We start from the raw sequence: 13720 nt of genomic DNA on the forward strand, positions 1-13720 counted from the left end.
GAACACATCCATGGCTTCCTTCGACGTCAACGCCGCCCGCGCCCAGCGCATGGAGGCGCTCGGCCGCTCCTGGTCCTTCGAGCTCGACGGCGACACCTTCCAGCTGCCCACCGAACTCTCCCGCTCCGTGGCCAAGGGCCTGCGCGGGCTCGACGACAACGACGTGGACGGGCTGCTGAGGCTCCTGATGGGCGAGGAGCAGTTCGGTCGCTTCGAGACCCACGACATCACCATGCAGGACATCGCCGCGATCCTCGAGGCGTACGGCAAGGAGACGGGGCTGGGCCTGGGGGAAGGCTGAGCCTCGACGCGTTCGCCGAAGAACACGCCGAGGCCCTCGAAGCCGACCTGCTGCGGCACTACGGCGTGGACCTGCTCGACTGGCACCGCGGCCGGCTCTCCTCCCGCCGGCTCGCGGTGCTGGTGAAGCACATGCCACAGGACAGCGCCGTGGGCCGCGAACTGCACGGCGAGGACTCCCAGTGGACGGTCACCGACTATCTGCTGGCCGCCGCCGTGGACCACCTGGCCGCCGCGAACTGGATGTTCGCCTCCGTCAACACGGACGAGGACTCCGACCCGCCGGAGGCCCCGGTCCCGGTGCCGCGGCCGGGTGACGGCGACCGCCCGTCGGATGCGGGCGGGGCGACTCCGGAGGAGCCGGAACCCGAGGGCCCGAGCCGGGCGGAGCTGATGCGCTTCTTCGCGTGAGCCGTGCGGGATTCCGAGAATCATCGCCTTCCTTTGCGGCTCGCGCACCCGCGACGCCGGCGAGGATTTCACTCAGCCGGCGGGGAATTCTTTCGTCCGGCGCGGAGTCCTTTCACCTGGAACCGCGGCCGTCGACTTCCGCACACGGGGAGGGCCACCGCCTTCCGGCCGGGAGCCGGAAAGAATGCCATGGCCGTCTCAGAATACATAGGCGCCGAGGATCACGACGGCTCCCAGATTCAACACGACGGCTCCGAAAGCGAACCTGAAAACCCTCCCTATCGACAGGGGCAGGAATTCGCAGTTGGCAGGGTTTCGGGGGCTGTAGGCGACGGGGATCTCGTCGCCTACAGCCGCCAGCACCGTCTTCTGGTCCATGTTCGACACTTCGCGCTCCACCCCCTCCGGGTCCACGAAGACACCCACGGTGACGACTCCCTGCTTTCCCCATTCATGCCGCACACAGGTACCCACGGCCGGCCGCCATCGCATTCGAAGAGCGATGGCTCGAAAGAGAAGCCTGTTGATGATGAACAGCGCCGCCGCCCCCAGAAAAGCGACCGCCCCCCACAAAATAATCATTGCTCGTACCCCCAGTCGCCACGAGTAAGAATCGACACATAGTAGCACCCGGAGGTATAGGTTGATCGACGATCCAGGCATAGAAGGGCAGACCGTCACCCGCGGAGAACTGAGCAGCATCCTCTCGGATTTCAAGAAGGCGCTGGAGGCGAAATCACAAGGGCCGGCCGAGGAACTATTCGGTAAGTGGACTCCGGGATCGGAGTCCTGGAACGAGGCGGCCCAGGACGTCTACTTCAGCAATCAGTGGTTCAAGTGGGATATGGAAGCCGTGTCCGTCACACCGGACGGCCTCAAGGTCGCCGGAAAGACGGTCATCGACTTCCAGAAGTATCTCGTCGAACCCGTCTTGGAACTGGTCAAGAAGCCATTCGAAGCGAAACTCGACCAGGTCTCCGAGCTTTTCGATTTCACGCCCGGTGAGCCGTCTCGCCCCGTCGCGGGAGAGCTGGAGTCCCGAGAGGGCCGGAGTCAGCGCGTGCGCGGGGAGATCGACAACCGCGTGGCGGACGCCGAGCGGGTCGCCGCCGACATCGCCCGGCTGCAACGCAAGGCGAACAAGTCGCACGGGCAGATGCGCGAGAACTTCATCGCCATGCGCAACATCCGCACGCAGGAGTTCGCCGGCCTGGAGCGGGAGATCGGCAGGCTCTCCGCGCTGCTCTCAGGGGGCTGAGAGGACGATGAGGAAACCCGCCGTCAGCAGCAGACCGAAGGACGGACATGTCACTCTCCAGCTCTCTCGGTAGAGCCGCCCAATCCCTCAAGGGCTTCAAACAGAACGCCGACCAGGCGGCCCGAGCAGTCAACGGCCTTCAGGGCAACGCCAAAACCGGCGACCGCGAACTCAAGAAGATCAAGTCCTCGGCCTCCGGCTCCGCCCGCGAGCTGCAGAAGATGCAGCGCGCCGCGGACAAGGCCGAGCGCTCCATGGCCAAGGCCGGCAAGACCGGCCAGAAGAGCGGCACCCAGGTCGGGAAGTTCAAGTCCGGCGCCGACAAGGCGTCCAAGGGCATGAAGGGCCTGAACAAGTCGATGAAGGGCAACATCATCGGCACCCTGCTCTCGCTCTTCGCACCGCTCATCGAGAAGGTGGTCGAGATGGCCACCCGGTCGAAGACCATGCAGAAGGTCCTCAAGGTCGCCTTCACCGCGATCAAGAAGGTCATCGGCACGGTCATGAAGGCCGTCGGCCCGATCATGAAGAAGGCCGGGAAGCTGATCAAGAAGGTCTGGGACGGGATCAAGAAGGCGATCACGGTCGTCGTCAAGGCCGTCGCCAAGGTCATCACGACCTACTTCAACGCCTGGAAGAAGATCATCACTACGGTCATGAAGGCCGTCAAGAAGGTCGTCTCCAGCGTCTGGAACGGCATCAAGAAGGTCATCACCCCGGTCGTCAACTGGATCAGGAACGTCGTCCCCAGGGCGTTCACCGCCGTCAAGGACAAGCTCTCCCGCGTCTGGGGCGGTCTCAAGGACATCGCCGGCCGGGCCTTCGGCAAGATCAAGGGCGCCGTCAGGGGTCCGATCAACGCCGTCATCGACCTGATCAACTCCGCGATCCGCAAGCTCAACGGCATCAAGGTCTCGATCCCCGGCTGGGTCCCGATGGTCGGCGGCAAGACCTTCGGCGTCCACCTGCCCACCATCCCCCGGCTCGCCGAGGGCGGCGTCGTCCAGCCCCGCCGGGGCGGCGTGCACACCATCGTCGCCGAGGCCGGTGAGGCCGAGGCCGTGCTGCCGCTGTCCAAGCTGGACCGGCTGATGCGCCACACCGCACGGCGCGCACGGGCCGAGACTCTCGTCGCGGGCACCGGAACGACCGCCGGATTCCAGATCGAGAACTACTACGAGGCGTCCTCCAGCGACCTGCGGGAGACCGCCCAGGCCCTGATGTTCCTGTCCAAGGCGCGCGGATGAGTGCCGCGGCGCTCGCCCCCGGAATGGACCCGTTCGCGGGGGTCGCCTCGGCGCTGCGAGGTTTCCGCGGCGGCCTCCGGAAGAGCAACCGGTCCCTGGACGTCCTGGTCCGCCGTCTGCGCGGGGCCGCCTCGTCCGTCGACGGAGTCCGCGGCGGTGCTTCCTCGGCGGCGACCGCGGTGCGGGGGATCAAGCCGCGCGCCGACGCCTCCGCCCGCTCCCTGGTCCAGGCGGGCCGCACCGCCGGCACCACCTCGGTCCGGCTCAAGGGTTTCGGGGCGAAGGCCCGGGGCGCCGGCTCCTCGCTCGGGTCGGTGGCCTCGGGAGCCGGTGTGTTCGGCCTGCTGGGCGGGCTGCTCGGCGGCTTCGCCGGCAGGTTCACCAAGCTGATGGGCCCGTTCGGCACCGCCCTGACGGTGGCCTCCGGCGCCATGACGGCGGTGAACGTCGCCATGCGGGCCAACCCGCTCGGCTTCGTCCTGGGCCTGATCGTGCCGCTGGTGGCCGCGATCATCACCTTCGCCATGAACTCCGAGGCCGGCCAGAAGATCATGAAGCAGGTCTTCGACCGGGTCCTGAAGACCTTCCGCGTCATCGCGGCCTTCCTGGGCCCGGTCCTCAAGGCGTACGCCCGGGTGATCTCGGTCTACTTCACCGCGGTGCGGACGGTCGTCACCGTCGTGGTCAAGGCCGTCGGCGGTGCCCTCTCCAAGGGGTTCACCGGGGCCCGCTCGGCGATCTCCGGCGCGACCCGGTCGGTCACCGGGATCATCCGCACGGCGTGGGGCGGTTTCCAGCGGGTGATCCAGCCCGTCCTGGACTGGATCACGAAGAAGATCCCCGACATGTTCACCCGGGTCAAGGACGCCATGTCCCGCACCCTGCACGGCATCGGGGACTTCGTCACGACCGGCATGCAGGCCCTCGTCGGCGTGATCAAGGGACCGCTGAGCGGTCTGATCGCCTTCGCCAACTGGGTCATCGACGGGCTCAACAGCCTCAGCTTCGAATTCCTCGGCAAGAAGTTCGGCGTCCACTTCTCGAAGATCCCGCAGCTCGCCGAGGGCGGCGTCGTCCAGCCCTCGCCCGGCGGCGGTCCCGGAGCCGTACGCCCGCTGGCCTCCCTGGAGCGACTGCGGCCGGCCGAGAGCGGGCACCGGGAGCCAGGACCACGGACGGCCACCCGGGAGCGCGCCCGGCTGCACTCGTACCACCCGGGCGAGGGGCGCGGCCCGCTCACCGTCGCCACGGACCTGCTGTTCCTCCACCGGACGGCCGCCGCCTGAACGCGTTCCCCGACAGAAGTGAGGTGACGGCCCGTCATGGCCGAGACCACAAACGCATACCGAAGCGAGACCGCACCCGGCTCACTGATCACCCGCGACGGGCAGATCCAGTGGGCCGGACTGCTGATGGGCCCCGGCACGCCCTACCCGGTCGACCGAACGGGTATCACCGGCTGGGACGACCTGCCGGCCCTCGACACCGGCGACATCCCCCGCCCCGACCAGCACGGTTCCTGGCCCGGTGCCCGCTGGGCGCAGCCGCGGCTGGTCGGCGCGACCGTCTGGCTGCTCCCCGAGGACGCCTCCCGGGCCCGCGAGGTCACTTCGGACTTCCGGGCGGCCACCGGAGCCGAGGGCGGCGAGCGGTGGCTCGCGGTCCGGCTGCACGGCGAGACGCTCGCCGTGCGGGCGCGGGTCAGCCGGCGAGTCGTCCCCCAGGACCGCTCGTACCTCCACGGCGGCACCTCCAGGACCAGCCTCCAGTGGACCGCGACCGACCCGCGCCGCTTCGGCGCCGAACTGCGCCAGGGCCGTACCGTCCTGCCTCGGACCGAACCCGGCCTCGTCTGGGGAAGCGCCGTGGCCAACGGACTGGAGTTCCCGCTCGACTGGGGCGGAACCGGCTCCGCGGGTTCGCTCACCGCCGTCAACGCGGGCTCCGCGGCGAGTCATCCGGTCGTCGAGTTCCGGGGCCCGCTGCGCCGGCCGACCCTGACCCGGCTGTCCGACGGACGGCAGCTCCAGTACGACATCGTGCTCGGCCCGCAGGACGTCCTGACCGTCGACACCGAGGCGGGCACCGTCCTCCTCAACGGCTCCGCGTCCCGGCTCTACACCGCGACCTCCACGTCCTCGCCCGAGCAGCTGTTCCTCTTCGCCCCGGGCAGCACCGCGCTGGCCTTCCGGTCGGACGACGCCACGCCCGACCCGGCCGCCTCGGTGACCGTGCTGTGGCGTGACGCCCACTGGTGACCGGCCGCGGCCCCCGAATCCCCTCGTCCCGTACGTCATCTCCCAGGAGGACCACATGCCCGTGCGCAGCGCATGGCTGATCAACCGCACCGAGACCGAGTCCGGCCAGTCCCGCACCGACACCCGTCTCTCGCCCACCGGGACCCTCGCCCCGAGCGGGGCGCTCACCACGGCCTCCGGCGTCATCCCCGGGTCCCTGAACGGTGAGCACCTCATGTCGGGCCTGTACGTGTACGGCGAGGCGACGGGCATGACGGCGAACGTCGCGCCGGGACGCGCCGTCGTCCAGGGCGGCGCCCAGGCCGGGGCCTACCCGGTCGTGCTGACCGACTACACCCCGGTCACCTTCGAGGACGGCGACCCGCTCAACGCGCGTGTCGACCTCGTGGTGGTCCGGGTCTACGACGCCCAGTTCGAGGGCACCCGCACCGAGGCGACGCTGGAGATCGTCAAGGGCACGCCGGCGTCGGTACCGGAGCCGCCGGCCCTTCCCGACGGTGCGCTCCTGCTGGCCCAGGTCACCGTGCCGGCGGGAGCCTCGGTCGGTACCGGTGGCATCGACTGGCCGACCGCCGTCTACGACCTGCGCCACTCCACCGTCGCCGTCGGCGGCATCCTCGCCGAGGCGTGGAACCGCGACGTGCCGGGCGGCTACAAGGGGCAGTACCGCGACACCTCGGCCCAGCTCCAGCGCTGGGACGACGGCCGCTGGGTCTCCTACCCGCGCCAGGTCGGCGGCATCGCGCCGCAGGGCGCGCTGGCCGCGGGCGACTACGCGGGCCAGTACCGCGACGAGGGCGGACGCCTCCAGCGCTGGGACGGCACGGTGTGGCGCCCGGCCGTGGCGGCCCCGGCGAGCGCCTACGCCTTCCACAGCGACGGCGGGTACACGACCTCCACCACGTGGGTCGAGACCGTCACCGACACGACCGGTCCCACGATCACCGCGACGTTCACCGCGCCGGTCTCGGGAGCGGTCCTGGTGACGGTCGGCTTCATGGGCTACCCGCTGGCCGACGGCGAGTGGGCGAAGATGTCCGCCAACATCCGCAAGAACGGCGCCCTGGTGCTCGCCGCCGACGAGACCCGCGCCGCCCAGGCCGCGCACAAGGGCGGCTCGCACTCGGTCTGCCACACCTTCCGCGTCGGCGGGCTGGAGCCGGGCGCCACGCACACCGCCGTCTCCGCCTACCTGACCTCGGCGGCCAGCAGCCGGGCGTGGTTCGACAACCGCTACCTCCGCGTCGACCCGGTCCTGTGAGTACGCCGGTGAACAACTCCCCGACGACCCCGGTCTACCGGGCTCTCTTCTGCGACCTGCGCACCGACCGGGTGCTCGACGTGCTGCCGCTGACGGAGGCCAAGTTCGACGACTTCATCGGCAAGCCGGGCTCGCTCACCGCGACCGTCCCCCTGCCGGAGGGCAGGCTGGCCGTCCGGGCGCGGGACGCCCTGCGGCCCGGCCGTACCGCCGTCTGGCTGGAGCGGGACGGCGACATCTGGTGGGGCGGAGTGCTGTGGACCTGCACTCCGGCCTCGGACGAGCAGGGCCGGCTGAAGGTCCAGTTCCAGGCGGGCACCTTCGACTCGTACCTCGATCACCGGATCCTCTCCGGCGACCTGGCCGGCACGGCCGCCGACCAGTTCGACATCGCCAGGACGCTCGTCACCCACGCCCAGGAACAGCCCGGCGGTGACATCGGCATCAGCCTCGGCCACGAGCTCTCGGGCGTCACCCGGGACTACGCGTACGACTACTCGGCCCTGGGCCGGGTGCGGGAGCTGCTCGACAAGCTGGCCCAGCCGGCCGACGGGTTCGAATGGCGCGTCCACTGCTACCGGGACACCCAGGGCCGCCGCGTGAAGCGGCTCCAGCTGGGACATCCCCGGATCCAGACCGGCCACTTCGACATCGTCCTCGACCACCCCGGACAGGTCCTCACCTACAGCCTGCCGGCCGATTCCACGGTGCAGGCCAACGTCTGGGTGGCCCGCGGCGAGTCGGCCAACACCGACCAGGCGCAGGAGTCCCGGCCGCTGACCGTGCGCGAGGAGACACCGGACGACCTGACCGGCGGATGGCCCCGCCTGGAGCAGACCTCCGACCACAGCGGCGTGCGGGACGGGGACACGCTGCGCTCCCTGGCCCGCGCCGAACTGTCCCGCCAGAACCGGCCCGAGACCATCCCGGAACTCACCGTCCTGCTCGACGGCCGGATCACCCCGGCGCTGCTCGGGGCCCGCGTCCGGCTGCGGATCCACGACCTGTGGCACCCGGAGGGACTCGACCGTCCGTACCGGATCGTCGGCCTCGCCGTGAACCCGCCGCAGCGCACCAAGGCCGAGACGGCCACGCTCTACCTGGAAGGGGTGTAGCGGATGGCGATCATCCCCACCGACCTGCTCGACCGGATCCGCGGCCTGGAGCGTCAGGTCCGCGACCTGATGGGCAGTGCCAACACCTCGCCGCCGCTGAACCTCATCAGCGGCGGCGAAGTCGTCATCGGCGAAGGCGGCCGACTGCGGGTGCGGACATCCGGCGGCGAGGACCTGCTCTATCTCGGGCGGGTCGAGCCCGACCGGGACGAGGACACCCCGCAGCAGGGGTTCGTGGTCCGGCGGGACGACGGCTCACTGGCGCTGACGGTGTGGACGGGCAGCCCGGACACCCTCCCGGTGCAGCCGGTGCAGATCCTCGACCGGCGGGGGAACGTGGTCGTCGCCGACGACGCCGCCCGCGGAGGTCTGGCCCGCCCCTACATCCCGTACCCGCTGCCCGAGCCCGTCGACACCGGACGCTGGGAGTCGACCGGATCGACGACCTGGACCACCCTGTACAGCGGCCCCGGCATCGCCCAGCACTCCCGGCTGCACGGCCGGATCGCCGTTCAGGGCACCGCCGGCGCGGAGGTGCGGCTGCTGGTGGACGGCGTCCAGGTGGGACCGGCCGGCACGACGGGCGCGGGCCTGGTGTTCACCGAGCCCATCACCCCGCAGTTCGGGGCGACGGTCACCTTCGAGGTCCAGGCCAGGGTCGCCGCGCCGGGTGACACCGTGCGCTGCCGCCCGCTGGCCCTGTACGGCGTCCAGTCCTGAGCCCTGGTGGGGGACCGGACCGACCGGTCCGGTCCCCCACCGGCTCCTCCTCGCCGCGCCGCGGCGCGGCGCGCCCGCCCCGCCCGGCACCTTCCCGACCCAAGGAGTCACCGTGCTGCCCCCGTCCATTCCCACCGTTCAGATCACCGCCCGCTACCTGACCCCGGACGGCGGCCCGATGAGCGGATCGGTCGAGTTCCGGCCGCCCGCGCTGCTCACCCACGCGGAATCCGACGTCTTCGTCGGCGGGCCGACCCGCGCCACCCTCGACGGCGAGGGCCGGATCAGCGTCGTGCTGCCGGCCACCGACCTGCCCGGCTGGAACCCGGTCGACTGGACCTACCGCGTCACCGAGAAGCTCGGCGGACTCGAACGCGTCCGGACCTACCAGATCGCACTGCCCGCCGCCGTCCCCGTCGTCGACCTCGCCGACATCCGCCCCGCCGACCCGAACACACCGAACTACGTGGCCGTTCCGGGTCCTCCCGGCCCCGCCGGGGAACTCGGCCCGGAGGGCCCGGCCGGGCCCGTCCGCTCCGTGAACGGCCGCACCACCCCGGACATCACCCTCACCGCCGCCGACGTCTCCGCGCTCGCCGCCGCCGCGGCGGGAGCGGCGGGTGGCGTGGCCACGCTCGGCGCCGACGGCAAGGTCCCGGCGGCCCAGCTGCCCGCCGCCGGCGGCGCCGTGGCCTCCGTCAACGGCCAGACCGGGACGGTCGTCCTGACCGCCGCCGATCTGAGCGCGCTGACCCAGGCCGCCGGCGACCTGCGGTACATGGCGATCGACGGGGCCCCGGTCACCTCCGTCAACGGGCAGGCCGGCGCGGTCCAGCTCGACGCCGCCGACGTGTCGGCCGTCCCGTCCGGCGACGCCGTCCTGCTCGACGGCTCGCAGACGGTCACCGGGACGAAGAGCTTCACCGTCCCCCCGTCCACCACCGCCTCCCCCGCCACGGCCGACCAGCTGACCCGCCGCGGCTACGTCGACGCGGTGTCCGCCGCCGGCACCTGGTCCCCGGCCGCCCTCGGCTTCTCCGGCTGGGCCTTCGACCCGGCCGCCGCCTCCGCCGACCAGGCCCAGTACTGCACCAACGGCACGGTCTACCTGATCGGTGTCCCGCTGCACGCGGCGACCACCGTGCGGAACGTGGTCTTCTACGTGCCGGGATACGTCGGCGGCACCCTGAGCGCCTCCTCGTACGCCGGGCTCTACACCAGCGCGGGCAGCCGGGTCGGCCTGACCGCCGCCCTCACCACGCTGATCCCGGCGACCGAGGGCACCACCGTCGTCTGCCCGCTCGCCACCCCGTACGAAGCCCAGGCCGGTCACTACTGGGTCGGCCTGGTCGTCAACGGCCCCAGCCCCAGCTACAACGGGCCCGCCTTCCTGCGGGGCGCGAGCGTCGGCGACTTCCCGGGCGGCAGCGCCCGGATGCCGAACGCCTTCATCCGGCACGGCCGGCTCGGGACGACCGGACAGACCTCGCTCCCGACGTCCTTCAACCCCACGACCGTGGTCGCCGACGCCAACGCCGTCTGGGCCGCGCTGGCCTGAGACCCGTCGGCCCACCCGCCCACCGATCCACACCCGACGCCCCGCGCGGTCCTCAGGACCGCGCGGGGCGTCCGGCTTCACCCCGCCCCACCCACGGAAGGAATCCCCATGGCCACTCCCCTCTCCGCGGACCGGCTCCTCGCCGCCCTGCGCGCCGAGGGCGTCACCGTCGTCGAACACGACGGCTGGCGCACCCACCACCGCGACCACGTCGGCGCCTGGGGCCCGGTCAACGGCGTGATGATCCACCACACCGTCTCCAGCGGCACCGCGTCCTCCGTCGAGCTCTGCTACGACGGCTATGCGGGGCTCCCCGGCCCTCTGTGCCACGGCGTCATCGCCAAGGACGGCACCGTCCACCTGGTCGGCAACGGCCGCGCCAACCACGCGGGCGGCGGCGACCCGTCCGTCCTCCAGGCCGTGATCACCGAGACCTACGGGGACCGGCCGCCGGCCCCGCGCGAGCACCAGGGCAGTTCCGGCGCCGTCGACGGCAACGCCCGCTTCTACGGGTTCGAGTGCGTCAACCTCGGCGACGGCTCGGACCCCTGGCCCCCGGAACAGCTCGACGCGATCGAGCGCGTCTCGGCCGCCGTCTGCCGCGCCCACGGCTGGGGCGCCAAGTCGGTCATCGGGCACCTGGAATGGTCCGACTGGAAGAGCGACCCCCGCGGCTTCGGCATGCCGGGCCTGCGCGACCGGGTCCAGGCCCGGCTCGGCGCCGCCCCCGCGAAGGCCGCCTCGGCCCGGCCGGACACCCCGCGTCACGAGCCGTTCCCCGGAGCCTCCTTCTTCAAGGCCCGTCCCAGCTCCCCGATCGTCACCGCGATGGGCCGCCGGCTGATGGCCGAAGGCTGCGCGGAGTACCGGATCGGACCGGGGCCGCGCTGGACGGACGCCGACCGGCGCGCCTACGCCGCCTGGCAGCGCAAGCTCGGCTTCACCGGCTCCGACGCCGACGGCTGGCCCGGCCGCGCCTCCTGGAACGCCCTGAAGGTCCCGCACACCACGTGACGCCCCCGGGGAGAAGCAGCGAGTGCGCCCCTCACCACTCCCCGGAACACCGCACCGAAGCACGAGGAGACACCCATGTCCGATGCCGCCCAGCGCACGGTACGCACCGTCCTCCAGTCAGCCGTCGGCATCGCCGTCGTGCTGCCCGCCGTCGTCGACGCCTCCGGGATTCCGGCCTCCCTCCCCTGGGTCGCCGGAGCGCTGGCCGTCGCGGGAGCCCTGACCCGGATCATGGCCCTGCCCGGGGTGCAGGAGCTGCTGCCGCCCTGGCTGGGCGGCACCCCGGAAGACGCGGGGGACGCCGATGACCGAGGCTGAGCCGAACGACCCGATCACCGTGGCCGTCGAGCTGGAACGGCTCCGGGGCACCCTGGAGGCCGGCTTCGCCCGGGTCGACGGCGCGCTGGCGCTGCTCGTCCAGCGCAGCGACCAGACCGACAAGCAACTGGCCGACATGGAGTCCCGGCTGGACGCCCTGGAGCGCACCCGCTGGCCGTTGGCCAGCATCGCGGCGCTGACGGCGAGCGCGGGCCTGGTCCTCGCCGTCTGGGAGCTGGCCGGCCACTGACCGGCCCGTGCCCCGCCGGGCGGCCCGCCGCGCGCACACGGGCGCGGCGGACCTCCCGGCCGCGCCTCTCTTCCCCCGCCCGGCAACGAACCGGCCGAAGACCTACCGGAAACCGCACCTGACGCCTTCTCCTGCCTGCTGGGAGACTGCAGCCGGGCGCTGCCGTGCGGCCGGGGGCGACTTCCCCGCCACCGAGAACGGGTCGGCGCCCCCGGCCCGGCGGGCCGGAACGACCGGCGAAGGGACCAGGACCGTGGGTACTCGGGTGAGCGGCGGGCAGGAAGTGACATCCCTCGCCCTCGGCACGTGGTTCGGGGCCTCACTCGCCGGCGCCGTCGGGGGATGGACACTCGAGTACCGGAGCGTGGGCGGCGGCGGTCCGGCCGTCCTGGCCGTGCTCTGTTCGGTGAGCCTGCTGCCGGCCCTGGCCGTGCTCGGCGACAAGGCCGCGTCCGGCCGCTGGGCGGCGGGCGGCGCCCTGCTGGGCGCGGTACTGATGATCGGACCCCTGCTGGCGGTCATCAACGAGGGCGCGACCCCCCTCTGGGCGGCCCGCACGGACCGGCCCCTCGGCCTGAAGGCGGTCGGCAGCTGGACGACCGAGGACCTGGTGATCCGCTCGCGGCCCGACCGGGTGACCGCCCGCGCCCTCTCCGACGGCATCGTGGCCTGGCGCTGGACGCCTCCCCGCCGAGACGTCGTGTGCACGATGAGCCGGGAGACCACCGAGGGGGTGGCGCTGCTCGGTCACGCCCCGGAGACGAAGCCCTGCACCTCCGTCGTCGCCCTGGACCTCGCCACCGGCCGTGTCCGCTGGACCACGACACTTCCCGCCGGCGCGGTCCCGGCCGCGGGCGCACGCCCCGATCTGGTCGCCGCCGGCCACGGCCTGGCTGTCGTGCCGGCCGCCGACGGGTGGCGGGGACTCGACGCGGCGGACGGCAAGGAGCGCTGGCGCACCGGCACCGCACCCGGGTGCGTCCCGCTGCTCGCGCACACCGACCCCGACGGCCGTACCGCCGACGCTCCCGTCGTCACCGTCGCGGACTGCGGACCGGACAAGGCACCCGTCCTGCGCACCCTCACGGCCGGCGGCGGCCGGCGACTCTCCCGGACCGAACTTCCCGCGCGCGGCGTCCCGCGGGAACTGGCCGTCCTCGCGGCCCGCCCGCTCGCCGTGTGGGTGTGGGAGAGCGAGACACGAGGCACCCGCGCGGTCCTCTCCTACGACCCGCTCGGCAGGAAGCGGGCGACCGTCCCGGTCTCCACGCGGGACGGCGAACTCCGCGTGGTCCCCGCTCTCGGAGACCGGCCGGCACCCGTGTTCGCGGCCCGCCCGACCCGTACGGCCGTGGTCGTCGGGGAAATCCTGATCATGCCCCGGGTGCGGCCCGGGGACTACAAGGAACTGGCCAACGGCAAGGGCGGCAACGTGCGGCGCAGGTCCCGCCTCGACGGTCTCTCCCTGGCGACCGGACGCGTTCTGTGGACGACCGAGGAGTTCCACGGACACCTCCAGGGGCTCACTCGCGACGGCGCGTCCGTCTGGGCGCTGCAGGACGAGGAGATGCTGCGGATCCGCATCGCCACCGGCGGCATGGAGCAGTCGGTGTACCTGCACGGCCCCCGACCGAGTCGCCGCCCCGCGGACCTGTGGGTCAGGGGCGACGTGTACGCCGTCGTCAACGAGGACGGAACGGACGACTACGCGCCGGTCCGGGTCCTGCGCCACTCCTGACACGGAACCGCTCCGCCGGCGCCCCTGCCGGAGCCCGGCAGGAGAACACCGCCCACACGACCGGCACAGGGCTGTGCGAGCCGGGCACCCGGCAGATGATCGCCGAGGGCGAGGGGCCGGCCCGCCCGCGGCTGGGGCTGAACGGTGTCCGCACCGTCCATGTCGCCGCCGAGGACACCTGGACGTTCACCGTGCCCCGGGCCTGAGAGCCTGTCGGGTCGCCTTCGGCCGACAGGCTCTGACCCGGGGACGCCGAAGGGCGGCCACCCCAC

Annotated in this window: 15 protein-coding genes; 14 read left to right on the top strand and 1 reads right to left on the bottom strand. The window is 72.2% G+C overall.

The window, feature by feature from the left end; all coding sequences use genetic code 11:
- The first annotated feature begins 10 nt into the window (after positions 1 to 10).
- Complete coding sequence (locus OG393_RS12330) at positions 11 to 301, top strand: hypothetical protein (RefSeq protein ID WP_327374699.1); 291 nt, start codon at positions 11 to 13, stop codon at positions 299 to 301.
- Between the two features lie 65 nt (positions 302 to 366).
- A complete protein-coding gene (locus tag OG393_RS12335) occupies positions 367 to 711 on the top strand; it encodes a hypothetical protein (RefSeq protein ID WP_327374700.1) in 345 nt (114 codons plus the stop codon).
- A 198-nt stretch (positions 712 to 909) separates the two neighbouring features.
- On the opposite strand, the gene OG393_RS12340 is transcribed toward OG393_RS12335, so the two are convergent.
- The gene (locus OG393_RS12340) at positions 910 to 1293 is read right to left on the bottom strand and encodes a DUF3592 domain-containing protein (protein ID WP_327374701.1); all 384 of its coding nucleotides are present in this window, start codon (positions 1291 to 1293) and stop codon (positions 910 to 912) included.
- A 61-nt stretch (positions 1294 to 1354) separates the two neighbouring features.
- Here OG393_RS12340 and OG393_RS12345 point away from each other — a divergent pair, with 61 nt between their 5' ends.
- The 12 genes from OG393_RS12345 (at position 1355) to OG393_RS12400 (ending at position 13448) form a co-directional block, all read left to right on the top strand.
- Positions 1355 to 1969 (top strand): hypothetical protein, encoded by a 615-nt coding sequence (locus tag OG393_RS12345; RefSeq protein ID WP_327374702.1) that lies wholly within the window; start codon positions 1355 to 1357, stop codon positions 1967 to 1969.
- Positions 1970 to 2016: 47 nt separating this feature from the next.
- Positions 2017 to 3216 carry a phage tail protein gene (locus tag OG393_RS12350; protein WP_327374703.1) on the top strand — a complete coding sequence of 400 codons (1200 nt, stop codon included), beginning with the start codon at positions 2017 to 2019 and terminating at the stop codon, positions 3214 to 3216.
- Positions 3213 to 4502, top strand: coding sequence for a tape-measure protein (locus OG393_RS12355; protein WP_327374704.1), 1290 nt, complete (start codon positions 3213 to 3215; stop codon positions 4500 to 4502). The genes OG393_RS12350 and OG393_RS12355 overlap by 4 nt, the downstream gene beginning before the upstream one ends.
- A gap of 36 nt (positions 4503 to 4538) precedes the next feature.
- A complete protein-coding gene (locus OG393_RS12360) occupies positions 4539 to 5474 on the top strand; it encodes a phage tail protein (protein WP_327374705.1) in 936 nt (311 codons plus the stop codon).
- 55 nt (positions 5475 to 5529) lie between these two features.
- Positions 5530 to 6735 carry a hypothetical protein gene (locus tag OG393_RS12365; protein ID WP_327374706.1) on the top strand — a complete coding sequence of 402 codons (1206 nt, stop codon included), beginning with the start codon at positions 5530 to 5532 and terminating at the stop codon, positions 6733 to 6735.
- Between the two features lie 8 nt (positions 6736 to 6743).
- A complete protein-coding gene (locus OG393_RS12370) occupies positions 6744 to 7850 on the top strand; it encodes a hypothetical protein (RefSeq protein WP_327374707.1) in 1107 nt (368 codons plus the stop codon).
- A 3-nt stretch (positions 7851 to 7853) separates the two neighbouring features.
- Positions 7854 to 8570, top strand: a complete 717-nt coding sequence (locus OG393_RS12375; protein WP_327374708.1) for a hypothetical protein — start codon at positions 7854 to 7856, stop codon at positions 8568 to 8570.
- A gap of 112 nt (positions 8571 to 8682) precedes the next feature.
- Positions 8683 to 10128 (top strand): phage tail protein, encoded by a 1446-nt coding sequence (locus OG393_RS12380; protein ID WP_327374709.1) that lies wholly within the window; start codon positions 8683 to 8685, stop codon positions 10126 to 10128.
- A 108-nt stretch (positions 10129 to 10236) separates the two neighbouring features.
- The gene (locus OG393_RS12385; protein WP_327374710.1) at positions 10237 to 11142 is read left to right on the top strand and encodes a peptidoglycan-binding protein; all 906 of its coding nucleotides are present in this window, start codon (positions 10237 to 10239) and stop codon (positions 11140 to 11142) included.
- 75 nt (positions 11143 to 11217) lie between these two features.
- Positions 11218 to 11460 (top strand): hypothetical protein, encoded by a 243-nt coding sequence (locus OG393_RS12390; RefSeq protein WP_327374711.1) that lies wholly within the window; start codon positions 11218 to 11220, stop codon positions 11458 to 11460.
- On the top strand, positions 11447 to 11710 hold the full coding sequence (locus OG393_RS12395; protein ID WP_327374712.1) for a hypothetical protein: 264 nt from the start codon (positions 11447 to 11449) through the stop codon (positions 11708 to 11710). The genes OG393_RS12390 and OG393_RS12395 overlap by 14 nt, the downstream gene beginning before the upstream one ends.
- A gap of 253 nt (positions 11711 to 11963) precedes the next feature.
- On the top strand, positions 11964 to 13448 hold the full coding sequence (locus OG393_RS12400; RefSeq protein WP_327374713.1) for an outer membrane protein assembly factor BamB family protein: 1485 nt from the start codon (positions 11964 to 11966) through the stop codon (positions 13446 to 13448).
- Positions 13449 to 13720: the final 272 nt, after the last annotated feature.

The sequence above is a fragment of the Streptomyces sp. NBC_01216 genome, assembly GCF_035994945.1.
Classification (GTDB): Bacteria; Actinomycetota; Actinomycetes; order Streptomycetales; family Streptomycetaceae; genus Streptomyces.